Source organism: Flavobacterium sp. ENC, assembly GCF_020991415.1.
Classification (GTDB): Bacteria; Bacteroidota; Bacteroidia; order Flavobacteriales; family Flavobacteriaceae; genus Flavobacterium.
This window is the reverse complement of record NZ_JAJMOY010000006.1, coordinates 109,194-135,199: the sequence shown is the minus strand read 5'-3', so window position 1 is coordinate 135,199 and position 26,006 is coordinate 109,194. Positions and strand designations below refer to the sequence as shown.

Here is a 26,006-nt window from a genome sequence, read left to right as displayed (position 1 = left end):
ATAAAATGAAAAATAAAAAACAGAAAGGCACCAGTGCATTCGAAAAATTCGCTTCACGTGTTTCTAAGGCAGCAGGAAGTACTACTGCTTTTTTAACAGCTTTTTTAATTGTTGTGGTATGGGCTATTTGTGGCCCCCTTTTCGATTATTCCGAAACGTGGCAACTGGTAATAAACACCGGAACAACAATTATTACTTTTCTGATGGTCTTTTTAATTCAGAAAGCACAGAACAAAGATTCTCTGGCAATACAGCTGAAATTAAATGAACTGGTAGCTTCAAACGAATATTCGAGCAACAGTCTGGTTGATATTGAAAGCATGACCGAGGAAGAAATGATTATAGTGCAGAAATACTATCACCGCCTTAGTGAACTTGCCAAAAAAGACGAAAGTGTAAGAACATCGCATTCTATTGCTGAAGCGCATGAGCAACATGAACGAAAAGATAAAAACAGGACAAAATTTCGTACCAAAAACATCACAAAAAAATGAAGCTACGTTCAACAGAAACTTTCTGGCCATTAAAACATGCAATGGAAATAAGTTATCCGTCAATAGATTCAGATTTAGAGACTGAAATTTTAATTATTGGCGCAGGAATTACCGGAGCCCTGATCGCTTACAAGCTTATCAACGAAGGAAAAAAAGTAATAATGGTGGACCGCCGTGATATTTGTAACGGGAGTACCGCCGCAAGTACCGCGCTGCTTCAATATGAAATAGATGTATCCCTGCATGAATTGGTAAAAATGAGAGGATTGGAATGCGCCGTTGACAGCTACAGAAATGGAAAAAAAGCTATTTTTGACCTGCGTACTATCATCGATACCATAAAAAGCGACTGCCAGTTTGAATTCAAAAAAAGTATTTATTTCTGTTCTTTAAAAAAAGATCTTCCTTTCCTGAGAGCTGAATTTAAATGCCGAAAAGAAAGTGGTTTCGATGTAAGCTGGCTGGAAAAATGGGATCTTGAGAAATTAGGGCTCAATGCCCTGGCGGCTATTGAATCTAAAACTGCAGCAGTTATGGATCCCTATAAACTGGCCCAGGATTTAATACGGTATTGCGAGAAAAAAGGAATGCAGATTTTTGACCGTACCAACATTACATCCACTCATAATCAAAAGGAAAAACTTATTGCACATGCCGAAAACAGGCATACTATTACTGCTGACCACATCGTGTACTGCAGTGGCTACGAAAGTACCGAAACCATCACCGAAAAGATCGTTGACCTGAAAAGTACGTATGTAATCGCTTCGGAAAATCTTCCCGATTTACCAAAATCTTTTAAGAAAGCTGTGTTTTGGGATACCTCGTCCCCGTATTTATATTTCCGGGGCACACAGGACAACCGAATTATTATGGGCGGTGGCGATGAAGAATTTAAAGATTCTAAAAAGCGTGATAAATTACTGCCTAAAAAAGAACAGTTTTTACTGAAAAAATTTCAAAGAAAATTTCCCAATATTGATTTTAAAATCGATTATTCCTGGGCAGGAACTTTTGGTGAAACCAAGGATGGCCTGCCTTATTTCGGAAAACCAAACCCGAATAAAAACGAGCATTACGTTTTAGGTTTCGGAGGAAACGGAATTACTTTTAGTGTTATCGGAATGAATTCGATTTTATGTTCTATTGAAGGTAAAAAGCATAAGGATTTGGATTATTACAGGTTTCATAGGTAAAAAAGGTTCAAAGTTGCAGAGGTACAAAGGTTCAGAGGCTAAAAATTTGAGCATTTTTTATAACTTTCAATAAATAACCAACTCCATATTCTAAATAATAAAGTTGCAAAGGGACAAACGCTGAGCCGTATAAAGCTTTGCAACTTTGTCCCTTTGAACCTTTGCAACTAAGTTACAGAGGTACAAAGGCTCAGAGGTTAAAAAATTTGAGCATTTATAACTTTCAATATAAATAACCAACTCCATATTATAAATAATAAAAGTTGCAAAGGACAAACGCTGAGCCGTACAAAGCTTTGAGCCTTTGTCCCTTTGAACCTCTGGACCTAAACAACCAACTCCATCTGTATATTACAACGCTTATAAGGTGTTGCCAGTCCTGATACTTTTTGGAATCCCAGTTTATGATACAAATTAATTGCGGGTTTAAGGATGGTATTACTTTCCAGATATATTTTCTTTGCTCCTTGTTCTTTTGCGCTGCTTACAATCGCCTGACCCAGTAACCAGCCTATATTTTTTCCCTGTGCTTTTGGGGAAACTGCCATTTTTGCCATCTCGAAATCATAATTTTCATCTTTCATCTTGATCATAGCGCATACGCCGACAGGCTCATCATGGTATAAAGCCACGAAAATCTTGCCGCCTTTGTCCAGAATGTATTCCTTTGGATTGTCTAACGCTTTATAATCCGCTTCTTCCATTTCAAAATAGGTTGAGATCCATTCGACATTAAGGGCTTTAAAAGCATCCAGATATTTGGGTTCGAAGGCTACAATCTGAACGTCCTGACTTTCCCGTATTTTTTTATTTTCAATTACTCTTTTCAAAAGTGATTTTTGCTGCAGTAAAAACTCCCATTCTTCAAGTGCCGCCCACAAATTATGGTTTGATTCTGTTATCAAAGACTCTACAGCAGCTTCAACATCAATCCACTGCAGTTTTAGTTCTCTCGAAAGCAATACACCCTGTTCCGTAAGAGCAACACTGTTTCTGCGTTTGTCGGTTGTTTTTAAATTTTCCCGAACAAGGCCGGCTGTCGTCATTTCCTGGATAATTTTACTTACCGAAGGTTGTGAATGGCCAATCTCATTAGCAATTTCGGTGATGGTGATTTCTCTTTCCTCCATCAGCATATAAAAAACGGGAAACCATTTTGGCATAAAAGTAATGCCATACAATTCATAGATTTTGGCTGCATCATCGGTAATCGTAGCAGTCATTAATCGAAGACGGCTTCCTAAAGCCACCTTGCCTACTTTATCAAAAAAATCCATTTTATAGTTGATTACATAATTAGTTATGCAAATATATGTATTTTTCTATTAGTTGCAAAGTAGCAAAGGTGCAAAGTGACAAAGTTTTTATTTTCCTTTAAAAATATCTGATTACGCAGTATACTAAAAACCCTTGAACCTTTGTTGCTTTGTAACTTTGAACCTATTTTTTAAGCTGTAATAGCCAACGGATTCAAATTGAATTTATATTCTTTCGGACTGCAATTGAATTTTTGCTTGAAGATTTTGGAGAAGTAACTTCTGCTGGTAAAACCGATACAGTACACGATTTCAGAAATATTTAAGTCGGAAGTTCTGATCAGGATTTCGGCCTTTAAAACACGCATATGTGTGATGTAGTCATTCACGGTGCGATTGTGTATCATCTTAAAACCTTCCTGCAGTTTATTTGGAGAGAGACCGGATTTTTTGCTTAATGATTTTATGGTAAAAGCTTCTTCAGGGTTTGCTTTTATAGCTTCTGAAAGTTCTTTTATTTCTTCCATTTCCCGTAAAGTAAGGCAATTGGCATCTCTTGATGTGGCTGCTAAATCGTCTGTATGCTGCTGAATTTCCATAGCCAGAATAATACGTAAAATACCTTCTTTCAGTAAATTGCGAACAATACCCGTTTGAGTTACAGCATTTAATTGCTCTATCTTTTCACCAATTCTCAGATTATAAGAACCCAGGTAAAAGAAATCTTCACGTAAATTATTCTCAAAAAATGTTTCTTTTACTTTTACATTAAGGGAATTAGGCTGGTTTTTATCGGCAAGTTGAGTTCCGACAATGATAAGCGTAAACTTTGTTTTAATATCTTTTTCAAAAAACAAAACATTTTCATCCTCTCTCTTAGAAGAAAGTATAGCAGTCTGAAACGTTTTTAGTTTTCTTTCCTCTCCCAGAATTCCAAAACTATGGGACAGGTTTCCTTTCGAACAATAGGCAAAATAGACAGGAGATGATTTCGGATTTGAAATATTCATTCTTACGTCTGCAGAGAAAGTCATATCAAACTGAACATAAGAAATATCATCATTAAATGACGATCCAATTATCGATCCTTTGGCAAAACTATTATTGAAATCTAAAGTATATTCGTCTAAATCAAAAGTTACTTTACCTCCAATATTCAAAGCCAAAGCTTCAAAAATATCTTTAATTTCCTCTGTATTTATAGTAACTACTTTCATTTTGCTGTATTTTAAAATTCGATAATCTTGCTTTACTTATCCTCTTTTAAAAAATTTCAGTTTGTACCTAAATTCCTTAAAATTGATAAGCCAAAGTTCCAATAAACAGCAACGAAAATTGTTATATAATTTTTGTAAATTGTTTTATAATTAACTTTAAATGATTATTTTAAATACCACATTTATATTACCATAAAAGTATGAAGAGTTTTTCTTTCTCCCCTGTAAGCGCACAAGATGCTAAGCTGCTACTATTGGGAACTATGCCCGGCACAAGGTCACTGGAATTAAATCAGTATTACGGTCATGCCCAAAATAATTTCTGGAAGTTTATCTTCACGGTTCTTAAAGAAGACCCCACACTGGAGTATGAAGCTAAAAAAGCAATCCTGATCAGACATCAAATCGCTTTGTGGGATGTTTTGCAATTTTGCGACAGAATCGGTAGTCTCGACAGCGCCATTAAAAATGAAATTGCAAATGACTTCGAATTATTCTTAAAAGATCATCCCCATATAAAGACGATCCTTTTCAACGGACAAAAAGCGGCCGCATTTTTTAAAAAATACGTGCGGCTCGAAAAAACATACCAATTGATAACGCTGCCTTCATCAAGTCCCGCAAATGCCAGTAAATCGTTCGAATCTAAACTAGAAGAATGGAAAATTATAAGTTCCCTGCTTAAAGAAACGAAGTAATATTTGAATTGTATAAGATTATTCTTTTAAAATGTAACAATTCCGTTAGGTAATCCAATAATTTTACCAAAAGGTTTTAAGGTATTGAAATAATTTAAACTCTTACGTATTTATAAAAACTCACTATTATAAATTCATTTTCTAAGATTAAATTATAAAATATTTGGTTGTTAGTTTATTTTGAGAAAAAAGCTATTCTTTTATTAGAATAGCTTTTATACTTTTACGATATATCTCCAAACCCAAAAATTATGAAAATTCAAACGTACAAGAATCATATACGGTTTTATCCGCCACATCATTTTGTATACTATCCCATTCTGACTGCATTTATCATTAGCAGTATTTACTTTACCATTACAGAGCAGGAAAAATTAATCTGGGCTTTCATTAGTGTTGGTTTTATCTTCTTATTTTGTCTTGCTTTTATGCTCCGTCAGCATTATGCCTTAACGCTGCAAAACAGGATCGTCAGACTGGAACTTCGTTACCGTTACTTTACACTTTCAGGAAAAAGATTCGAAGAATTTGAATACAAATTAACCGACGACCAGATATTCGCTCTTAGATTTGCACCCGATGACGAATTATTACCACTCGTGGAATATGCTCTTAAAAATAGCCTGACCGGATCCGCAATCAAAAAAGCAATTGTACACTGGAAAGCAGATTATAACAGAGTCTAGAAAGAAGAAAGAAGAAAGAATATAGAACAAAGAATATAGAATTGTGGCCAGAGCGAGAAGGCAATTCAACCACCAAATTTCTTTATATGTTAAACCTCTGAGCCTTTGAACCTCTGAACCTTTGAATAAACCTCTAAACCTAAAAAAAACAAACCCGGCCTCTTTTCAGAAACCGGGTTTGTTGCTCAAAGATAACTCAAATAAACTCAACTAACTTACTTTTCAACTGGAGTAAATTTTATGGCTGTTCCTCCTCCAGCTGCCAGTTTAATAGTTAAAACTGTTTTATTATTTACTTTTTGCTTCGAAATGGTAACAGGATACGGATTTGTTTTATAGTTTGCTCCTGCTCCATCTGCGTATACTTCCGCTTCGTATTCTTTGTTTTTATCCAAAAATGATAACGTTACTTTCAGGTCACGGGCATCACTGTTCGTAATCGAACCCAGGTACCAGTTTTTTTCATTCCAGTCTTTACGGACAATGGTGGTATATTCTCCAATCTTAGAATCCAAAACTTTTGTCTCTGACCAGGTGCAGGGTACGTCTTTAATAAACTGAAATTCGGTTTTTCCTTCGTAATTCTCAGGCAGGTCGGAAGCCATTTGCAACGGACTGAAAATAATTACATATAAAGCCAGCTGATTGGCTAACGTAGTTTGTACCCTGGCTCCCGAAGGCGTTTTATAATCAAAATTGAAATTCCCCGGGGTATAATCAAATGGCCCTGATAACATTCTGGTAAAAGGCAAAGTCGTTAAATGCTCCGGAGTATTTCCCCCATCTGCAGACCACGCATTGTATTCCTGTCCTCTTCCGCCTTCCTGCGACATGAAGTTTGGATAGGTACGTTGAATTCCGGTTCCTTTCATCGGTTCGTGATTATCGATCATGATGTGATATTTCGCTGCCGTTTCAATTACTTTTCGGTAATGACGTGCTCCGTACTGGCTGTCGTGCCACTCTTTTTTATCTAAAAATTTATTCACATAACCGGTCTTCACTGAATTTACGCCCATTTTCTGATACAATTTAAAAGCATCCTCCAACTGGCTTTCGTAGTTTTTAGTGGCTCCGGCAGTCTCATGATGTCCTATTAAACGAACATTTTTCATGGCTGCATATTTGGTAATTTCTTCCAGATTAAAATCCGGATATGCCTTTACAAAACTAAAAGCAGATCCGTCGGCAGTCCAATCACCATCCCAGCCTTCGTTCCAGCCTTCTACCAGAACACCTTCAAAATTGTTTTTCGCAGCAAAATCAATGTATTCTTTAGTATTTTTAGTGGTAGCACCGTGTTTTGCACCTTGCCCCCAGGTAAATTTTTCCAAATGCATGCCCCACCAGATCCCAATATACTTGGAGGGTGTGATCCAGGATAAATCTTCAATTTTGGAAGGCTCATTTAAGTTCAGCATAATGGTTGAAGTAGCCACATCGCCCGGCGTTTTACCGACTACAATCGTTCTCCATGGGGTTTTAAAAGGTACTTCTGCATATACTTTTACACCATCAGCCCAGGCCACCAAATCGCTTTTGTATTGCTTGTCGGATGTTTTCAATAAGGTCATTGAGGCAAAATCGGTCAGGTTCGCTTCGTGAATGGCAACATACAATTTGTCTTTCGTTTCAAAAGTGGCGGGTGTATTGATCGTATCGGTTTTACTCATTAAGGTTTTGCGATAGGTGCTTTCGTAATAGCTGTTTTCGCGGTGTACCGGAATCCACCAGACTTCATTATTCTCTTTGAAGGTAAACTGGGTGATTTCATTAGAGATTTTTACTTTCCCTAAATGGGGCTGCTTCGGAAATTCATATCTGAACCCCAAACCATCATCAAAAACCCTGAAAATAATATCTACCAAACGCTCTTCACCTTTAGATTCTTTCAGATGAACAATCATTTCGGTATGATGATCCCTTACTTTTTTGAATTCCCCCCAGGGCTGTTCCCAGGTTTCATCAGCCGTTTTCTCTTCGGTTGAAACGACCTCAAAATCCTCTGTCATCTTCCGGATTCCCTGAAATTCAAACCCCAGTAACGAAGGTTCAATTACTGATTTCCCATTTGATGAGAAGCTGTATTGAGGCTGCCCTGAAGCCGTTAATTCAAAAACCAGTTTAGAACTGTTATCAGGCGAGCTTATGGTATATGTTTTTTTAGTATTGCACGCAAAAATCAGCATGGAAGCTAAAGTAATCAGGCAATAGCTATATCTTATGTTTTTCATTATCTAATTGTATTAATGACAACTCTTATTTAATTTCATTTAGTACCTGTTTTGCTTTAGCGGACTGCATGGAAACAAAGTAATTAAAGGCTTGGTCTAATTTTTTCTGGGCATCGGCATTGCCTTTCTTTTGTATGCGTAAATTGTATAACTGGCTAATATCGGGGAATACATTTTCAGTGCTTTTCATTCCTGCAAAAGCTTTCACTTTTTCGATATAAGTGTATCCGAATTCTACTGTAGGTTCGAACATCGTACCTTCACCAAAGTCGTTCCAGGTAATTAATTGGAGATAATTCAGATTGGCATTTTTGGCCATGGCAAGTGTTTCGTCAAGGGTAGCGCCATTATTGGGCTCAATGGTCCATCCAATTGCTGCTCCGCCGCCGCCCTGAGCATAAAAATCTTTAAAGCCCGGATAGGCACTTCCTATTGCCACACCAAGTTTTGGTTTTGTATTGGTATAAAAATTAGTCAGATAGGTACTGTTCTTATACACCCAGGCATATTCGCCTGAAGCATTTTCCCCGGCTTCAACCGATTGGTCCCAAAGGGTAATGAAGGTCGGTTTTGCGGTCAGGGTATTAAAAACGTTTGTCCATTCTGCCGGTGTCTGTAATACAATTGGCCCGAAATTCAGGAGTAAAGGTTTACCGTTTACCTTGATATAATTTTTATCATCGAAATAATTTTTCTCCATGTAAGCCAAATCGGTTTTAGCGGCGCTGGTCACTGAAATGGCTTTTCCCGCATCGACAGCACTTTTTGTTACCCGGTCTTCATACACAATAGCATATTCCAATCCCACCTTGTCCAGCATGGCAATAAGCTGTTCTGTATTTTCTTTTACCATTCGGTAGTCGTAAACATCATACGTGCCGTACCAGTCAATCAAAACACCATCAATTCCGGAATATTTCATCAATAATAAATGATTCTCAATCACATTTTTATCGCCCGAATGATAGGGACCGATAAGCGGGTAATAATAAGACGCTATTTCCCTGCGGTTATTGGCATCTATGTTATTTGGATTTTTGTTGGCCATCGTCCAGTGATACCCCCATTTTTTATCGGCACTGCTTTCATTGGTTTCAAACCAGGGCATATAATGCACGTAAATCTTGGTGCTGTTTGTTTTTTCAATCGCAACGGGTGCAACGGTTTCCGGCGTTGTTGGTATATCTGAATTTTTATCGTCGCTGCTGCAACCGAGTGCCACTAAAAAATTCACAAGTACACATAAGAATAATGTGATGTATTTTTTCATTTGAATTGATATTTGTTTTTATACCTCGTCTTTGCTCTGCTTAAAAATGTCTGCCAAAATTTAGTCTGTATCTTTTTTGCCACTGATTAAGAGATGAAAAAAGATTTTATATAGTGTTTTCTTAACTTTAGAATCTGTGAAAATCTTTTAATCTGTGGCTAAAAATATATTTTTGTAAAAATTGAGTATTAAAATATGTCAGCCTTCCACGACTAACCAACACGGAAGACTGACATTCAGGAATCTAATTTACAGGATACCCGGGATTCTGATTCAGGTTTTTATTTGTCGTTATAACACTGCTCGGAATCGGGAAAATAGCTCTGGTTTTATCGGTAGCCCCTTTTTCCCACCAAGGCAAAAAGAAAGTTCCGAAACGAATGTTATCAGTTCTTCTTCTTCCCTCGAAAGTAAATTCCTTAAGCAGCTCCTGATCGATAAAATGAAGATCTATTGTGGCCGGCATTTCTTCTCCGGCACGCGCTGTAATTTGTTGCAAAAACGGTCTCGCTAACTCTGGCGAACCCAATCGCACATAACATTCTGCCTGCATCATAAGGATTTCTGCATAACGAATCAGGACAAAATCGTGATCACGCTCCCAGTTTTCCCCGGCTTTCATTTCATATTTACCTAAACGGATTCCTTCGTTTTCTTTGGCATCGCCTAAACTCGTCAGGTTCTCTGTATAAGTAAGCGGTTCTCCGTTATCCATAATAATTACGGATCCTGTTGCCAGATTGATCTGATCACCCGCGATCATACATTTTTTTCTTTTGTCTGTATCGGCAAAGGCAGAATAAACGCCCGGTTGTGCACACATTCCGTTGGCACTCCAGGGATAATTTCCTGTTGGGGAAAGCGTCAGTTTATGCAAATAATGACAAGACATTGAACTCATATAATTCCCTACTGTCCCCGCTTTTGAATCATACGGAATGGCGAAAATAATTTCGGTTGACGTCTGATTTTCCGTGGCAAAATTGGCAAAGAAATCCGGCGTCAAAGTATAACCCGTCACTTTCTGGCACATCGAAAGACAATCCTGCCAGCGCGGTGTTCCGATGAATGCTTCTGAATTAAGATACAATCTTGCCAAAATAGAATAGGCTACATTTTTGGTCAGTTTAGAATACACTACATTCGAATTCAGATGCGGAATGGCATCCAGTAATTCTTTCTCTACAAAATCATACACCTGTTTTCTTGTCGAATTAGACGGCAAATCAAGATCCTCAAAATTGGTTACAATCGGCACATTGCCAAACATATCCAAAAGGTTATAATAGTAGTATGCTCTTAACGCTTTTAACTCCGCATAAATCGGTGTTTTTGCCTGAGTGGTCAACGATGATTTGTCTATCTGATAAATGATCGCATTGATTTTGGCAATTCCGGTGTAGTTGTAACGCCAGGCCGAAAGAATCATTCTGTTGTCGGGTTTCCAGGTATGTTTTTGCGCGTCCTGATATTGTCCGCCATCGTACCAGTTTGTTCCTCTGGTCGGAATAGTAGCTTCATCAGAAACCACTTCATTCAAAAAGAAAACATATTCACAAGTTGGGTAATTATTGGAGATCCCGTCTGCAAATCCTCTTAAAGAAGAATAAGCTCCACCTACCAGCGCATCAATTTCTTTTGGAGTGTTTCCAAAATTTCCGTCTTCTACTTTATCATATAAATCTTCATTCAAATTTGTACATGACACCGTAAAAAGCATGCTTAAAAGTATCGCTGCTGTTATTTTGATTTTCATTTTTAATATTTTATGGTTATCAATTCGCTTAGTTATTCAGCGTAAAATTTAATCCAACAGAAATCGTTGTTGGTCGTGGATAATTGTTGTATCGGTCAATTCCGGGCGCAGCCAGTCCGGTTTGGTCTGCACCATCCTGTGCATTTAGGCCAATTTCCGGATCTACACCTTTGTAACTTGTAAATACAGCAAGGTTTTCACCCATTAAATAAATTCTGAGCTTAGAGCCTTTGTATTTCAGCGGTAATGTATATCCCACAGAAAGGGTCTGAAGCCTGAAAAAAGAAGCATCTTCTATCCAGTAGCTGGAATATTTCGGTGCAGAAGTGATTCCGCTTGACAGGAAATCATCCGGAACGTTGAAAGCCGGAAGCCTGTTCGGATCGTTCAGCATCATATTGGTCGCATTTAAAGCTTTTTGTCCAAACATTCCATATCCCGAAATACCCAGATCAAAATTTCCGTAGGTAAAGTTCATTCCGATTCCTAAAGTCAGATCCGGCTGTACATTTCCTAAATCTTTTTTATCCGCATCTACCAAAGCACTCTCTGCTACCGTCTCCCCTGCTGCATTGTAGTACAGCATTTTTCCATCGGCATCAAGTCCCGCACTTTGAAAACCCCAGAACGTTCCAACCGGATATCCTTCGGCAATCACCTGAGAATATTGTCCGGACATACCGGCTAATCCGTGTAAAGATCCGCTGTAAATTACATCTGTTTTATAGGTTGGATTTGATAATTTTTCAATTTTCTGAATGTTGTGTCCAAGCGTCAGATTCGCATCCCAGGTAAATTTATCTCCTTTAATGATGTTGGCATTCAAAGTAAGTTCCACTCCTTTGTTAGACATTTCACCCACGTTGGCCAGCATAGTTCCCACTAAATAAGGAGGCTGCGGTACTTCGTACGTATACAATAAATCTTTTGTCGTTTTGGAATACCATTCGAATGAACCTGTAATTCTGTTGAATAAACCGAAATCTACCCCAATATTAATTTGTTGTGTGGATTCCCATTTCAAATCAGGATTCGGGTTTTGTTTTGGTGAATAGGCCAGACTCCAGGTCTTCGTAACCGGATCGTAGTAACTGTCGTTTCCAACTCCTAAAATAGAAAGTGATTTGTACTCGCCAATTCCGTCCTGATTACCCGTAACTCCGTAACCTGCTCTTACTTTCAGGTTGTCTAACCAGCCTTTGGAAGCATCCATAAATTCTTCTCCTGAAATTTTCCAGGCAGCAGAAGCAGACGGGAACGTTCCCCATTTATTGTTTTCACCAAAGCGGCTTGAACCGTCACGTCTCACCGTAGCCGTAAGAAGATATTTTCCGTCGTATGAATAATTCGCACGGGCAAAAAACGAAACCAGGTTTGATTTTCCTTTATACGAATACACATCGCCCAAACGATAATTGTAACCGGCGCCTAAATTGTTATATCCGAAAGCATCGGTCACGAAACCGCTTCTTTGTGCTCCGAAACCTTCGTAGATATTTTCGAAATATGAATATCCGGCCAGGGCCCCAATAGTGTGTTTGTCTAAAGTTTTGTTGTAATTTACAAAGATTTCACCCTGTGCATTGGTGTATTCCGCATAGGTTCTTTGCGCATAACCGTCTTCTGTTCTTCCTTCCATAACCGCGTACGATGGTTTGTAAGTCCCTCCTTTTACGGCATTATGTTCAAGTGAAATATTTGCTGAAGCTGTAAAATCTCTCAGAAATTTAACCTCTGTTTTAAAATATCCCAAAAGTCTGTGTCTCTCGTTGTCAACGGTTCTGTTGGTTAGGATTTCTACCGGATTTTCGTAGATATTTCCACTCACGGAAGAAAAGTTTCCATTGGCGTCATATACCGGAATCGTTGGATTTAAATTGTAAGCACGTTCAAAAATTCTGTAATCGATAGGATTCCATTTGTCGATATTGGCAAACAATCCCATATCGAATTTTACGTCTTTGTTGTCGCCAAGATATTGGTAAGCACTAACATTACCGCTGATTCTTTCCAGTCCTGATTTTTTTATCACTCCTTCATTATTCAAATAGGAAATGGAAGTTCTGAAACCGCTGTCTGCTTTTCCGGAATTGATACTTAAAGTGTGTGATTGTGAAATAGCCGTTTGTTCTATGGCTTTCTGCCAGTTGGTATTTCCGCCGTAATCGACAGCATCCGTATTTCCGGTCTGACGTACATGGCCTCTCCATTGATTAGCCGATAAAAGATCTAAATTATCTGCTACATAACCAACACTTGATAAGCCGCTGTAAACGACAGAAACTCCTTTTGTTCCGGATTTGGTGGTAATCATGATCACCCCGTTTGCCCCTCTTGAACCGTAAATAGCCGTTGCCGAAGCATCTTTTAAAACGTCTATCGATTTGATATCCGAAGGCTGAACGACGTTGATATCCACTCCTGCAATACCATCGACCACGATCAGCGGACTGTTACTGGCGGTCAGGGAAGTTCCTCCACGCAAACGCAGCGTAGCTCCTGCAGCCGGATCACCGGAAGGACGGATGATATTCAGTCCCGCTACTTTTCCCTGCAAAACCTGCTCGGTTGAGGAGATCGTTCCTTTTACTAAATCATCTGCCCCAACTGTAGAAATGGCACCGGTTAAATCTGATTTTTTTACTTTTCCGTATCCGACAGAAACCACCTGAACTTCTGCCAGTGTATACCCGTCATTTTGCAGACGGACATCCAGATTAGCAGTTGTTGCAGTGATCTGAACTTTTTGGGTCGTAGATCCGATGAAAGATACTTCGATCGCACCTCCTACAGCTACCTGCAAAGTAAATTTTCCGTCGAAATCTGTAGTGGTTCCGTTTTTGGTACCCACCTCAATAACAGAAGCTCCCGGCAGTACACTTCCGGTATTGTCGTAAACGGTTCCTGATACCTGCTTTTTCCCCTGGGCAAAAACGCCTGCCGAAAGAAAAAGCATGAAAATCATCAATACCGCCGATTTAGTAGTCCACATAAGATGCAGGACTCCTTTTTTATTTTTACTATTCATTAGAATTGGTGTTTTAATTTGATAGTGAATTATTTGTCTAAAGTTTTAAGCGGAATCGAAGTATCCGAAATCGTCTTATCCTTGTTATCTTTTACCAGGACATGGATTTCAGTTAAATTCGGAACTCCGTTTAGTTCTGAAACTAAATTGACAAATCCTTTGATTTCAGCAGTTCCTCCCATAAACTCACCAGAAATTGTTTTACTGCCGGCTGTAATCGTGTAAATCAATTTGTTTACACCCGATTCATTATTTTTTCTTGACATTCCTAAAAAGTCTCTCTGACTGATTTGCAAAGGGAAAAAAGCAAAAACCGGTGGCGGTGGCGGCACAAATTCGCCTGCATAAATAATCTGATCACCCGAATTCGTAGTCCAGTCTTTTGCTACCATTAAAAACGTTATGTTTTCCATCACAAAACCAGGTTCCGTATTATAATATTCCTGTGGAATCAAATCCATTCTGTAAAAACCATTTCCTAAATCCTTTAGTTTTGTTTTTTCGGAAACTTCCGGAAGCCAGGCCTGATATTCCTGCAGCACCGCCCAGTTGTTTAAACCACTATGGAAGTGAACACTTGGAACGCCTGCGAAACCGTCTTTTAAATTAGAATTAAATAAAATACTTACCGGTTTATCAATTGTTGGTTTTGCAGGATAAGACATGATTAGTTCGTTTGCGGTATAAAAGGACGAAAAATCAGTATAGGTCATGTTGGCCACATCGCTTTGCTTCGATCCGTTTTTGTTTTTTAAACGGAACCAGAATCCTGCACTTGCGGCGATTTCCTCCGGAGTTTTAGAAAAATAAGCGGTCGGGGTCAGCTTAAAACTCCAGATTTTATCGCCCTCGTATTTTAATTTTGCAAAATCAGAGGAGTTTTCCCAATTGCCTGCGTCCGGCTCAGAGGGTGACCAGATCCAGATATAAAGTTCTTCTGTTTCTGCAAAGGTGGTTCCTGAAAGATCAAAGTACCAGGTTACTTCTTCATCATATTTGTACACTACCGGATAGGATGACATGGGCCCTACAGCTCCCGCATTTTCCTGCGCCGTTACAAAATTTGGAGCCATCAACAGGGCAAGTAAAATTGTATATATAAACTTTTTCATATTACTTTTTAATTAATAGCATTTAATTTGAATACATAAGAAACAAAATCAGCTCCGCCGGAAGTACGCATCAGCTGAAGCTGCATTTCTTCATTTTTACCCGGAACAGAAATTATTCGCAGCTCATCTGTTTTTTGAGTTTTCTGAGCATCGCTGTACAAATAGATTCGAATTGCACTGGCATTTGTCTGTTGAAAGTCTGAGCTTAATGCCCAATATCCTTTTGGAGCAAATAAGGGAGGAACATTTCCGGTAACCTCATAACTTGTAGGTCTATTTTGCGCGTCTGTTACGAAATTGATTTTAAAATCCTCGTAATTAAAATAGGTACTCAAGTTTTCTTCGCTTGGTTCGATTTTATTTGCTTTCGCAAATTCATCAACCATTTTCAGATTTGTTAATCCCCAGTTTCCGTTTACTTTTTCATAAATGGTAATGGGATCAACGTGGCTTCCGTCGTCAGTGTTGTCACAGCCAATTGCCGTTAAACTCATCACAACAGCCAACCAATAAATACTTTTACATCTCATAAATTTGTGGTTTGATTGTTAGTTTTTTTATCCTTAAAGGACAGAGCGAATCTATAAGTTAAATAAATCTTAAAAAAAATATCTTTTAAAAATCAAGATAAAAATCAAACGAATTTTACAACAAAAGACTAATTATCAATTATTTACGAAATTTTTAAAGTAAAAAAAATCAAGACGTTGTTTAGATGAAAAACAGCAAATAATTAATGGTAGAAATGACAATATCAAAATTAAAGCGGATATTTTTTTCACTATGTATATATATAATTGCTTTTTATTGTATAATTGCAAATTATTAAACTACTTTTAACATTTAGGTCCCATTTTGAAACAGACTAGCCCTTGTTTTTAAACGTATTACACCTAAATTTGTTAAATCCTAAAAGTTACAAGCGTAAGCGCTTATGCTTACTTTGAATTAAAAACGAATTAACTCAAGCCAGCCAAAAAACTATTTTTTACCCTAAACCAAAACATGACCATGCAAAAAATATTAATGCTATATTTTTTCATTGCAGGTTTTTCTCTCGCTGCGAAAGAGACAAATCCTGTTCTGGAAGAATTAGATAAGGTGCTCCTTAAAAAAGAGGTATATCTTAAAAAGAAATATCAAAAAATAGAAGCCTTAAAAAAAAATGTATCAAAATTTACATTGAGCCAGAACAACACAGCACTATACAATTGTTATATGTCGTTGTTTGAAGAGTATAAATCCTTTAAATATGATTCTGCCTATTATTATTTAGAAGAAGCAAAAATCAAGGCAATTGTATTGAAAGACCCTAAGTATCTGGCCAAAAGCCGTATTAAAGAAGGGTTTGTGCTCCTTTCCTCCGGTTTGTTTAAAGAAGCAATCGATACTTTGAATGTCGTTGACGACAAAAAACTGGACCTGAGAAACAAATTTGAGTATTACAATATAAAAGCCCGCGCTTATTACGATTTAGCCGATTATAACCGCGATCAGCGCTTTAATATCCATTACGTACAACAGGGCAATCATTTTCTGAAAAAGGCACTGGAATTAATCGGAACGAACACCAACGAATACTGGGCCGCCGAAAGTTTAAAAAGACTGAAACAGCAGGATTGGCGCGGTGCCGAGTTTGCGTTTAGCTACTGGATTAATAATTATGACCTGCCTCCGGATTATTACGGAATTGCCACTTCAAGCCTTGGTTATATTTATTCCGAAAGAGGATACACCAAAAAAGCCATTCATTACCTGGCACTTGCCGCTATTGCCGATGTGAAAAATGCAACCAAAGAAACCGTTGCCTTGCGAAATCTGGCCAACGAACTCTTTAAAATGGGGTATCTGGACAAAGCCAACGAATACATCAACATTGCCATGGATGACGCGACTTTTTATAACGCCAGACACCGCAAAATTGAGATTTCGTCGATTCTGCCGATTATCGAAAAAGCACAACTGAACAATGTAAAAGAGAAGAATGATAAACTCGAAAGAATCATTATTCTGTTAACGATACTGACCGTGATTATTATTTTGTTCTCGATCATTATTTTCAAACAATTAAAAGAAAGAAATAAGGCGAGAAAAATAATGGCTTCTTCGTACAGTCAGCTGCAGGAAATGAACATCAGCCTGAGTGAGGCCAATGCGATTAAGGAAGAATATATTACCTACTTTATCAAAGCAACTTCGGCATTCATTAATAAAATAGATCATATCCAAAAGAGTACGCTTCACAAGATCATTACAAAGAAAACCGACGAAGTTATTGCGAGTTTAAAACGGTATAATGTAAAGGAAGAACGCGAAAATTTATTCCATCAGTTTGATGAAATCTTCCTGAAGTTATTCCCCACTTTTGTAACCGATTTTAACCATTTATTTCCAAATGACCATAAATGTATTGTAAAGAAAGGCGAGCTTTTAAACACTGAACTTCGAATTTTCGCACTCTACCGACTGGGAATCCAGGACAGCAGCCAAATGGCAGAATTTCTCGAACTTTCTGTAGCTACAATTTACACGTACAAAACAAGAATCAAAAGCAAATCTGATTTTAAAGACACTTTTGAAGAGAAAATCATGGCGATTAAAACGATATAACTTAAAGAATACATGCCACAGATTGCACAGATTCGCACAGATTAATATCTTTAAAATCCTTTATCCCGATAGCTATCGGGAGTGGCAAAAAAAAAGCGACACCCATTCGGATACCGCTTTTTTTCTATGCTCTTTCTTCTATGCTCTTCACTCCGAAGACTCCAACTGCAACACTACATTCTGATACCTTTTACTCAGCGAGAACAGCTGTTCCGCGAAAATCATAATTCCCAGTGGTATAAAGAAAAAAATCATCAAGCCCTCTTCGTATAAAAAATACACCGCGATCATATAAATTCGGGCATATTCCAGGTAATAAATCCATTTTCGCTGTTCCAGTAAAGCCCCGCAATTAATAAGTGTAATCAGGATAATGGACAGTACAAAAACTTTATCGAAGCCACTTAAAAATTCAAAATAATAGGTAAAAACCGTCAGCAATAAAGTCGAAATTCCCAACTGGATGTAAAGATAATTTTTGAATCGAAGACGCTGATTCGGATTGGCCTTATCCTGTAAAAAACGTTTTTCCAATATTGGCCGAATGTCCTGATCCATGTGTGCGGGACTTCCAAAAACCGCTTTCCATTTTGCTTTGAACCCTTTCGAGCGTTTCATTAATTCATAAATTTCAAAGTAATAGTGAAAATGCTGCCATAAGAAACTGTAGCTTTTCAACGGATGCGTCAAGCCGTATTTTGGTTTTTCTTCTTCCGTCTGGAAAGTTCCGAAAAGACGGTCCCAGAAAGTGAACATATCCCCATAGTTTTTATCGAGGTACTTCTCGTCGGAAGCGTGATGTACTCCATGAACAGAAGGCGTTACGAAAACATATTCCAGCCATTTTATTTTTCCGATGAGCTGTGTATGCGTAAAAAAAGAATAAGCGCCATGGACAATCAGCATCGTGATCACCATTGTCGGATGAAACCCAATATAAGGAAGAACACACCAGAATCCGGTGCGGATAATGGCCTGAAAAGTGGTAATTCTCGCAGCAGCGCTAAAATTAAATTCTTCGCTATGATGATGGACAATGTGTGCTGCCCAGAAAAAATTGACTTCATGTCCTAATCTGTGGTACCAGTACCAGACAAAATCGGTGGCGAGAATTAGGGCAAACCAGACAAAGGCATTCGCCGGAATATCAAAAAAGCGATAATTATTATAAATGAAATAATACGCCTGATAAAAACTCGCAGTGATAAATAAATTGATTAATCTTTCGGCAATACCAATACTAATATTCGAAACGGAGCTTTCATAATTGAAAATTTCCGGTCTTTTTTTTCGTTGTGCGATCTTAAATTCAATAAATAAAAACAGAAAAAAAGCAGGCATTGCGAAAGCAAGAAAATTAATATGTTCCATTTAAAAATTACTTTGTTTATTCATAATAATTCAAAAAGAAAATATTTTCACCAATCAATCCCTTCTTTTCCCTTTAAAAAAGCATCGATTGATGAAAATTATCTTCCTCTTCGTTTAGCGTAAATTTTTAATTCTGTTTGTATTTAGGGGCATCGGCTGCCACCTCTTTTACCGATTGTGTTTCAGCTACTTTTTTCAAAGCAATAATGTAAGCAGCAATACGCGGCGTTACCTTATGTTTTGCCGCAACCCTAAAAACCGTATCAAAACCCTTTTCCAGTATATCTTCCAGACGCTTGTTGATCTGGTGAATTCTCCATGACTCCAAAAGTGAATTCTGAAGCCATTCAAAGTACGAAACGGTAACGCCGCCCGCATTTGCCAGAATATCAGGAACCACAAGGACATTGTTTTCGTGCAGTATTTTATCCGCATCAGAAGAAACAGGACCGTTTGCGCCTTCCACAATAATTTTAGCACGAATGTCATTGGCATTTTTTCCCGTAATCACGTCTTCTTTTGCAGCCGGAATCAGGACATCAACATCCAGAAGCAATAAATCCTCATGTTTGATGGCTACAGAATTCGGATATCCTTTTATGGATTTATTATTCAGGTTGTAATACAAAATCAGTTCGGGGATATTGAGTCCGTCGGGATTGTAAAAAGCTTCCGAAACATCGCTTACGGCTACAATTTTTAATCCTTTTTCGAACAAAAACAAAGCCGAATGCAAACCCACATTTCCAAATCCCTGAATCGCAGCCGTTGCTTTTGCAGGTCTGATTTTCAGTTTCTCCAATGCCAGAATGCTTATGATGCTAACGCCACGCCCGGTCGCTTCTACCCTGCCCAGAGAACCTCCGGAATGCAGGTGTTTTCCGGTCACTACGGCATGAATTGTTTTGCCGTGTACCAATGAAAATTCGTCCATCAGCCAGCCCATTTCGTCAGGCCCCGTTCCCATGTCAGGTGCAGGTACATCTTTTTCCGGGCCGAAAATATCAGATAGTGCTTTGGTATACGCTCTTGTAATTTTTTCCAGTTCTGTTTTCGAAAGTGTTCTCGGATCACAGATTATCCCGCCTTTTGCTCCTCCAAATGGAATTCCCGTTACAGCAGATTTCCAGGTCATCCAGGCAGCCAATGCTTTTACTTCATCAAGATTTACGCCTGTGTCGTAACGAATGCCTCCTTTAGACGGTCCTAATGCCGTATTGTGAATGACACGATAGCCTTCAAAATTCTGGATGGTTCCGTTGTCAAGCGTAATTGCAAAATTTACAACGATTTGTTTTTCAGGACGCTGCAATTTCTGCCTGATGGATTCATCCAGATTAAGAATATCGGCGGCGATATTAAATCGATCAATCATGGATTGAAAGGGGTTCTGTTTTATTATTTCTGTACTCATTTTATATCTTTTTAAATTGGGGATTTTCTTTTTTTCAGTGCTTCTAATTCCTGCAACACATACAACATGGTATTTTCATCAGACAGCACTGCATCATTATGTTGGTATTTCTATTTGATCTCATCTTATCATTTTTTAATAATTCTAAAAAAAGCCTTTCATGGTGCATGAAAGGCTAAAAAAAAAAATAACTAACAAGTCCATTTTCTATTAAGGCCATTTCATTGCATAGTTCATCATGCAACACATCGTGAAGCTGCACATAAACGGACTGCTATTTTGGCTATAGTTTTTCATTGTCATTGCAAATTTATAAATTACTTTATATATTCTATAGAATTAGTCGAATTAATTTTAAATAAAATGAAATATATTATAAAACAGGCTGTAAATAAAGACTTTAGAAAAGTAAAAAAATTACTGTAATTGTGAAAAAACTATAAAAACAATGGCAATTAAGGCTAAAAAGAGCCCAATGAAATTAATTTTGGATAGTTTTTCCTTAAAAAAAAGCAGGCCCACCACACTCCCAAGAATGATGACTCCCATATTCATTCCGGCAAAAACAGTCGAAGGATTTTCAGCAAATGCTTTATGCGCTTTCAGGTAAAACAGAATATTTCCGAAATTAAAGAGCCCTACCAAACCCCCAAAAAGAATGTTTTTGGATTCGAATCGCGCTTTTTTATTTATAAATTCATAAGCAATAATAAGCAACGCGACAAATAATGCAATCGCAAAGACGACCAATAATGATGTGGGATAAGGCAACGTAGTAAAAAGAGCAATTTGCTTAAAAAGAATATCGATAACCCCAAAACCAAATAGGACAATTGCCGGATACATCCACTTATTTCCGGTATTTGCAGCTGGCTTTTTTAAGATCAGTAAGAGTGCCACAAAACCTGTCAGAAGCCCAATGACCTTATAGCGGTTGAATTCTTCGTTAAAAATAAACCAGGCAGCCAGAATAGGAATAAACAGTGATAATCGCTGGGCTGCATCGGTTTTTACGATTCCCATGTGCTTTATCGACGCCACCAAAAACAGGAACACCACAGGCAGCAAAATTCCAATGGCGACATAAATCGTCCAGGGTGCGTTTACAGTAACCTCAGTCAGATCCGGACTGAAAGTAAAATAACAAAGCAGCATGGCAAAAACATAATTGAAAGCGACAATCTGTGCCGGATTTGTATTGTATTTTCTGGTGATTTTAAAAATAATGCCCACAACAACACTGCAGATAATACTTAAAGCGAGAAATAACATAAGGTTTCTTTTTGAATGCAAAAATAACGTTTATCTCTTTTAAAATTTCCAAAAAAAGTATATTAATCCACCTTAAGCCAGCCCGTAATGCTCATTCGCGTATTTTGGGTAACCAAAACTTCGTGCACCAGTTCGTCACTTTTGAAGAAAACAGTTTTACCCTGAGTTGGCGAAATCTTCTGATTGTTATTGAGTTGATGAATCAGCAGTTCTCCGCCATCCACTTCCTGCCAGTTGCTATTGAGATAACTGATCATTGAATACTTGCGACTGGGATTGTTTTTGAACTGATCTAAATGTTTCAGGTAAAAATCTCCTTTTTCGTATAGTGCATAATGAAACTCATAGCCTGTAATTCCGGTATAGCAGCTTTCATTGAGGTACACTATAAAAGCTTCGATTTTGGTAAAAAATTCATTTTCAAAAACATTATTATGCTTTTTATCCAGCCAGTAAATAGAATCGCTTCTGATGGCTCCATCGTACAACAGTTTATCCGAATTTCCGATTCCGGCGGTTACCAATGCATTTCTCTGATTTAAATCGAGTAAATTCTGTTTTAAGTGATTGGCCAGTTCAGGGGTTAAAAAATGCTCCGCTATGCCTACTTTATTCTCGATGTACGAAGCAATCAGATCTTCAAAACTATCTTCCATTTTATTTTTAGGAAAGACTGCAATTACAGCCAACGGAACAAGGTAGTTGAATTTAAACTGGTAAAGGGGATTTTAGAAATAATAAACTGTTTGGATATTATTTACTAGTGTTTAAAAAATAAACCCGACAGGTTAAAAAAACCTGTCGGGTTTGAAATTCTATACTATCACAACTATTTACAATTTACTAATGTAACTTCCATACATATCTTTAAACTGATGTCCTTTTGCAAAACGGTCTTTACTCAGCTTTTTGTATTCAACTAAAGCCCATAAAATAAACTCTTTCATGAAATACTCATCTTTTTTATCGAGCTGAGGCTGGTATTTTTTCACTAAAACATCCAGAGGAGTTACTTCGTCTAAGATACTTTGATATTCTTCGTCAGTGCAATCGTCCAGCAATTCGAAACCGCTTTCTGCAAAGAACCATTCAATCAAATCAGAATAAGGTGTTTTTTCGCCCGGCTTTTCTAATTTTTCAATCTTAGGAAAATGCTCCGAAAACAACGTTCTCACTGCCAAGCCTATCAAAGTCTGCGCTACAAAAGCTGCTCCCTCCTGCTCGCCTTCGTAAACTAATTCGACTTTCCCTGTGATAGCAGGAATGATTCCAATGAAATCAGACAAACGAAGAGTAGTTTTATCTGCTCCGGCAATCAAAGCACGACGTTCTGCGGTACTAATTAAATTTTCGAAAGCCGTAATACTCATTCTGGCACTTACCCCACTTTTATTATCAATATATTCACTTTCGCGCGCTTCAAAGCTTATTTGCTCCAGAATATCTTTAGCCAGACCGGGAACGTATACCGTTTCGCTTTGGTTTTGATCTAATTTAGCTTCCTGCTCCGTAATGGTTCTGGCGATGGATACTGTTTCAGGATAGTGCGTTAAAATTTGCGAACCAATTCTGTCTTTTAGCGGTGTAACGATACTTCCCCTGTTGGTATAATCTTCCGGATTTGCAGTAAAAACAAACTGCATATCAAGCGGCATTCTCAATTTGAAACCTCTGATCTGAATATCGCCTTCCTGCAAAATATTAAACAAAGCCACCTGAATTCTGGCCTGTAAATCCGGTAATTCGTTAATCACAAAGATACAGCGGTTTGCTCTTGGAATCATTCCGAAGTGGATCACGCGATCGTCTGCATAGGACAATTTTAGATTTGCAGCTTTAATCGGATCGACATCACCAATTAAATCCGCAACCGTTACATCCGGAGTAGCCAGTTTTTCGAAAAACCGTTCACTCCTGTGCAACCAAGAAATTGGAGTTTCATCGCCTTTTTCAGCAATTAAATCTTTTGCGAATCGGGAAATCGGATTCAACGGATCGTCATTGATTTCAGAGCCTGAAACAAACGGAATGTACTCGTCCAGCAACTCGATCATTTTACGGGCCAGACGTGTTTTTGCCTGTCCGCGCAGTCCTAATAAATTGATATTGTGACGGGATAAAATGGCTCTTTCCAATTCCGGAATTACCGTGTTCTCAAAACCGTGCACGCCTTCAAAAACAGGCTGTCCGGATTTGATCTTCTCCCGAAGATTGTTTCTCAATTCGTCTTTGATACCTGTACTTTTATATCCTGAGGCTTTTAACTGACCTAATGTATTTATGTTCTTTATTTCCATTTTTATTGAAATAGCTATTTTGTTATTTATATTTTTTGTTTTGTACAAATGCAGTTACTTTGAGAAGACGCACTGCTGTGCGCCTCTACGGATATTCGTTGTCTAAAAAACGCTTCGACTCCGCTCAGCGGGACAATCAAAATCTATTTAAAAAAACCTTTGAACCTTTGCTGCTATGAACCTTTATGCCTCTTCAATTTCGATTCTTCGCTGTGAGGAGACGCACTGCTGTGCGCCTCTACGATATACGATGTCCAAAAAACGCTTCGACTCCGCTCAGCGGGACAATAAAAACCTATTTATAAAAACCTTTGAACCTTTGCTGCTATGAACCTTTATGCCTCTTCAATTTCGATTCTTCGCTGTGAGGAGACGCACTGCTATGCGCCTCTACAAGATACGTTTTCTAAAAAAAACGCTTCGACTCCGCTCAGCGGGAAAATCAAAACCTATTTAAAAAACCTTTGAACCTTTGCTGCTATGAACCTTTATTCCACTTCAATTTCGATTCTTTGCTGTGAGGAGACGCACTGCTATGCGCCTCTACAAGATACGTTTTCTAAAAAAAACGCTTCGACTCCGCTCAGCGGGACAATCAAAACCTATTTAAAAAAAACTTTGAACCTTTGCTACTATTAACCTTTATGCCTCTTCAATTTCGATTCTTCGCTGTGAGGAGACGCACTGCTGTGCGCCTCTACGATATACGATGTCCAAAAAACGCCTCGACTCCACTCAGCGGGACAATCAAAACCTATTTAAAAAAACATTTGAACCTTTGCTGCTATGAACCTTTATTCTTTTTCAATTTCGATTCTTCGCTGTGAGAAGACGCACTGCTGTGCGCCTCTACGATATCCGATCTCTAAAAAACGCTTCGACTCCGCTCAGCGGGACAACCGAAAACTGAGACTGAGACTGAAAACTACCTAACCCTCTTCTTCCTATTCGTTTCATAATCCTCAAAAATCATTTCACCCAAACCTTTCAGTCCGGTGTAAAATGCTTTTCCCTGATTCGCTTCTGTAAAATGATTTACAAAACGCTGCAAATAAGGATCATTTGCAATCATAAAAGTAGTAATCGGAATGTGTAATTTTCGGGCTTGCTGTGCCTGTGTGTAACATTTATCTACAATATAGTCGTCGAGCCCGTTACTGTTCATATAATAGGAACCATCACGCTCACGCACGCAGCTTGGTTTCCCGTCGGTAATCATAAAAATCTGCTTGTTGGTATTTCGCTTTCTGCGTAAAATATCCATCGCCAACTGAAGTCCCGCAACGGTATTGGTGTGATAAGGACCCACTTGTAAATACGGTAAATCTTTAATTGGAATGGTCCAGGCATCATTTCCGAAAACCAAAATATCAAGTGTATCTTTCGGGTAACGGGTGGTGATCAATTCAGCTAAAGCCATGGCTACTTTTTTGGCCGGTGTGATTCGGTCTTCGCCGTACAAAATCATACTGTGGCTGATATCAATCATCAGGACAGTGCTCATTTGTGCCTTGTACTGTGTCTCTTCTACTACCAAATCATTTTCGGTAAGCATAAAACTCTCCACACCATTATTGATTTGGGCATTTCTTAAACTTTCTGTTAAGGAAATACGTTCTAAACCGTCTCCGAAATTAAATTCACGAAACTCTCCGGTATGCTCATCACCGTTTCCGGCATGTTTGGTTTTGTGGTTTCCGCTTCCGGAACGCTTTAAATTACCAAAAATCTGATCTAAAGCCTGCTGCCTTATTGCACGTTCTGTTTTAGCAGTGATTCCAAAGCCAGGCGTACCATCGTCTTTGGCTTCGTCTTTTATGTAACCTTTCTTTTTTAAATCTTCGATAAAATCATCGATTGTGTAGTTCTCGTCGGTAAGTTTGTACTCTTTATCGAGCTCCCTGAGCCAGTCTATAGCTTCGTCAAAATCACCCGAAGTATGGGTGATCAGCTCTTTGAAAATACCAAAAAGTTTTTCAAACGGAGACTGAAACGGGGCTTCGTAAGTCTTAAAATAAAAACCTTTTTTAAAATCATTTTTCATAATTCTAAAATTACGGTTTTTTAGAATTACGAAAAAAGAAACGTTTATTAA

At 38.2% G+C, this 26,006-nt stretch carries 19 protein-coding genes; 5 read left to right on the top strand and 14 right to left on the bottom strand.

Annotated elements, in window-relative coordinates:
- Positions 1-5: 5 nt before the first annotated feature.
- The gene (locus tag LPB89_RS16645; RefSeq protein ID WP_230702816.1) at positions 6-494 is read left to right on the top strand and encodes a low affinity iron permease family protein; all 489 of its coding nucleotides are present in this window, start codon (positions 6-8) and stop codon (positions 492-494) included.
- A complete protein-coding gene (locus LPB89_RS16640) occupies positions 491-1,690 on the top strand; it encodes an FAD-binding oxidoreductase (protein WP_230702815.1) in 1,200 nt (399 codons plus the stop codon). The genes LPB89_RS16645 and LPB89_RS16640 overlap by 4 nt, the downstream gene beginning before the upstream one ends.
- A 326-nt stretch (positions 1,691-2,016) precedes the next feature.
- On the opposite strand, the gene LPB89_RS16635 is transcribed toward LPB89_RS16640, so the two are convergent.
- Both LPB89_RS16635 and LPB89_RS16630 read right to left on the bottom strand, forming a co-directional pair.
- Entirely contained in the window at positions 2,017-2,967 is a 951-nt protein-coding gene (locus tag LPB89_RS16635; RefSeq protein ID WP_230702814.1) for a bifunctional helix-turn-helix transcriptional regulator/GNAT family N-acetyltransferase, read from the bottom strand.
- A 170-nt stretch (positions 2,968-3,137) separates the two neighbouring features.
- The gene (locus LPB89_RS16630; protein ID WP_230702813.1) at positions 3,138-4,163 is read right to left on the bottom strand and encodes an AraC family transcriptional regulator; all 1,026 of its coding nucleotides are present in this window, start codon (positions 4,161-4,163) and stop codon (positions 3,138-3,140) included.
- A 200-nt stretch (positions 4,164-4,363) separates the two neighbouring features.
- Between LPB89_RS16630 and LPB89_RS16625 the strand changes: the two genes are divergently transcribed.
- Together LPB89_RS16625 and LPB89_RS16620 are read left to right on the top strand one after the other, a co-directional pair.
- Positions 4,364-4,861, top strand: a complete 498-nt coding sequence (locus tag LPB89_RS16625) for a DNA-deoxyinosine glycosylase (protein ID WP_230702812.1) — start codon at positions 4,364-4,366, stop codon at positions 4,859-4,861.
- A 251-nt stretch (positions 4,862-5,112) separates the two neighbouring features.
- Positions 5,113-5,547 (top strand): DUF6526 family protein, encoded by a 435-nt coding sequence (locus LPB89_RS16620; RefSeq protein WP_230702811.1) that lies wholly within the window; start codon positions 5,113-5,115, stop codon positions 5,545-5,547.
- Between the two features lie 215 nt (positions 5,548-5,762).
- Here the strand turns inward: LPB89_RS16620 and LPB89_RS16615 are convergent, their stop codons facing one another.
- The 6 genes from LPB89_RS16615 to LPB89_RS16590 form a co-directional block, all read right to left on the bottom strand.
- Positions 5,763-7,781, bottom strand: coding sequence for a glycoside hydrolase family 97 protein (locus LPB89_RS16615; protein ID WP_230702810.1), 2,019 nt, complete (start codon positions 7,779-7,781; stop codon positions 5,763-5,765).
- A gap of 25 nt (positions 7,782-7,806) precedes the next feature.
- Complete coding sequence (locus LPB89_RS16610; RefSeq protein ID WP_230702809.1) at positions 7,807-9,051, bottom strand: glycoside hydrolase family 71/99-like protein; 1,245 nt, start codon at positions 9,049-9,051, stop codon at positions 7,807-7,809.
- Positions 9,052-9,295: 244 nt separating this feature from the next.
- Complete coding sequence (locus LPB89_RS16605; protein ID WP_230702808.1) at positions 9,296-10,807, bottom strand: RagB/SusD family nutrient uptake outer membrane protein; 1,512 nt, start codon at positions 10,805-10,807, stop codon at positions 9,296-9,298.
- Between the two features lie 28 nt (positions 10,808-10,835).
- Positions 10,836-13,835: a TonB-dependent receptor gene (locus LPB89_RS16600; RefSeq protein WP_230702807.1), complete on the bottom strand. Its 3,000-nt coding sequence runs from the start codon at positions 13,833-13,835 to the stop codon at positions 10,836-10,838.
- Positions 13,836-13,864: 29 nt separating this feature from the next.
- On the bottom strand, positions 13,865-14,947 hold the full coding sequence (locus LPB89_RS16595; RefSeq protein WP_230702806.1) for a hypothetical protein: 1,083 nt from the start codon (positions 14,945-14,947) through the stop codon (positions 13,865-13,867).
- An 8-nt stretch (positions 14,948-14,955) separates the two neighbouring features.
- Positions 14,956-15,477 carry a DUF5004 domain-containing protein gene (locus tag LPB89_RS16590; RefSeq protein WP_230702805.1) on the bottom strand — a complete coding sequence of 174 codons (522 nt, stop codon included), beginning with the start codon at positions 15,475-15,477 and terminating at the stop codon, positions 14,956-14,958.
- A 481-nt stretch (positions 15,478-15,958) separates the two neighbouring features.
- Between LPB89_RS16590 and LPB89_RS16585 the strand changes: the two genes are divergently transcribed.
- Complete coding sequence (locus LPB89_RS16585; protein WP_230702804.1) at positions 15,959-17,557, top strand: DUF6377 domain-containing protein; 1,599 nt, start codon at positions 15,959-15,961, stop codon at positions 17,555-17,557.
- 147 nt (positions 17,558-17,704) lie between these two features.
- On the opposite strand, the gene LPB89_RS16580 is transcribed toward LPB89_RS16585, so the two are convergent.
- The 6 genes from LPB89_RS16580 to LPB89_RS16555 all read right to left on the bottom strand — a co-directional run bounded on the left by LPB89_RS16580 (position 17,705) and on the right by LPB89_RS16555 (position 25,955).
- Positions 17,705-18,928: a sterol desaturase family protein gene (locus tag LPB89_RS16580; RefSeq protein WP_230702803.1), complete on the bottom strand. Its 1,224-nt coding sequence runs from the start codon at positions 18,926-18,928 to the stop codon at positions 17,705-17,707.
- Between the two features lie 127 nt (positions 18,929-19,055).
- Positions 19,056-20,342 carry a Glu/Leu/Phe/Val dehydrogenase gene (locus LPB89_RS16575; protein WP_230702802.1) on the bottom strand — a complete coding sequence of 429 codons (1,287 nt, stop codon included), beginning with the start codon at positions 20,340-20,342 and terminating at the stop codon, positions 19,056-19,058.
- Positions 20,343-20,759: 417 nt separating this feature from the next.
- On the bottom strand, positions 20,760-21,614 hold the full coding sequence (locus tag LPB89_RS16570; RefSeq protein WP_230702801.1) for a DMT family transporter: 855 nt from the start codon (positions 21,612-21,614) through the stop codon (positions 20,760-20,762).
- 62 nt (positions 21,615-21,676) lie between these two features.
- The gene (locus LPB89_RS16565) at positions 21,677-22,270 is read right to left on the bottom strand and encodes a 2OG-Fe(II) oxygenase family protein (protein WP_230702800.1); all 594 of its coding nucleotides are present in this window, start codon (positions 22,268-22,270) and stop codon (positions 21,677-21,679) included.
- A gap of 177 nt (positions 22,271-22,447) precedes the next feature.
- A complete protein-coding gene (locus LPB89_RS16560) occupies positions 22,448-23,911 on the bottom strand; it encodes a magnesium chelatase (protein ID WP_230702799.1) in 1,464 nt (487 codons plus the stop codon).
- Between the two features lie 925 nt (positions 23,912-24,836).
- The gene (locus LPB89_RS16555; protein ID WP_230702798.1) at positions 24,837-25,955 is read right to left on the bottom strand and encodes a VWA domain-containing protein; all 1,119 of its coding nucleotides are present in this window, start codon (positions 25,953-25,955) and stop codon (positions 24,837-24,839) included.
- Positions 25,956-26,006 lie beyond the last annotated feature (51 nt).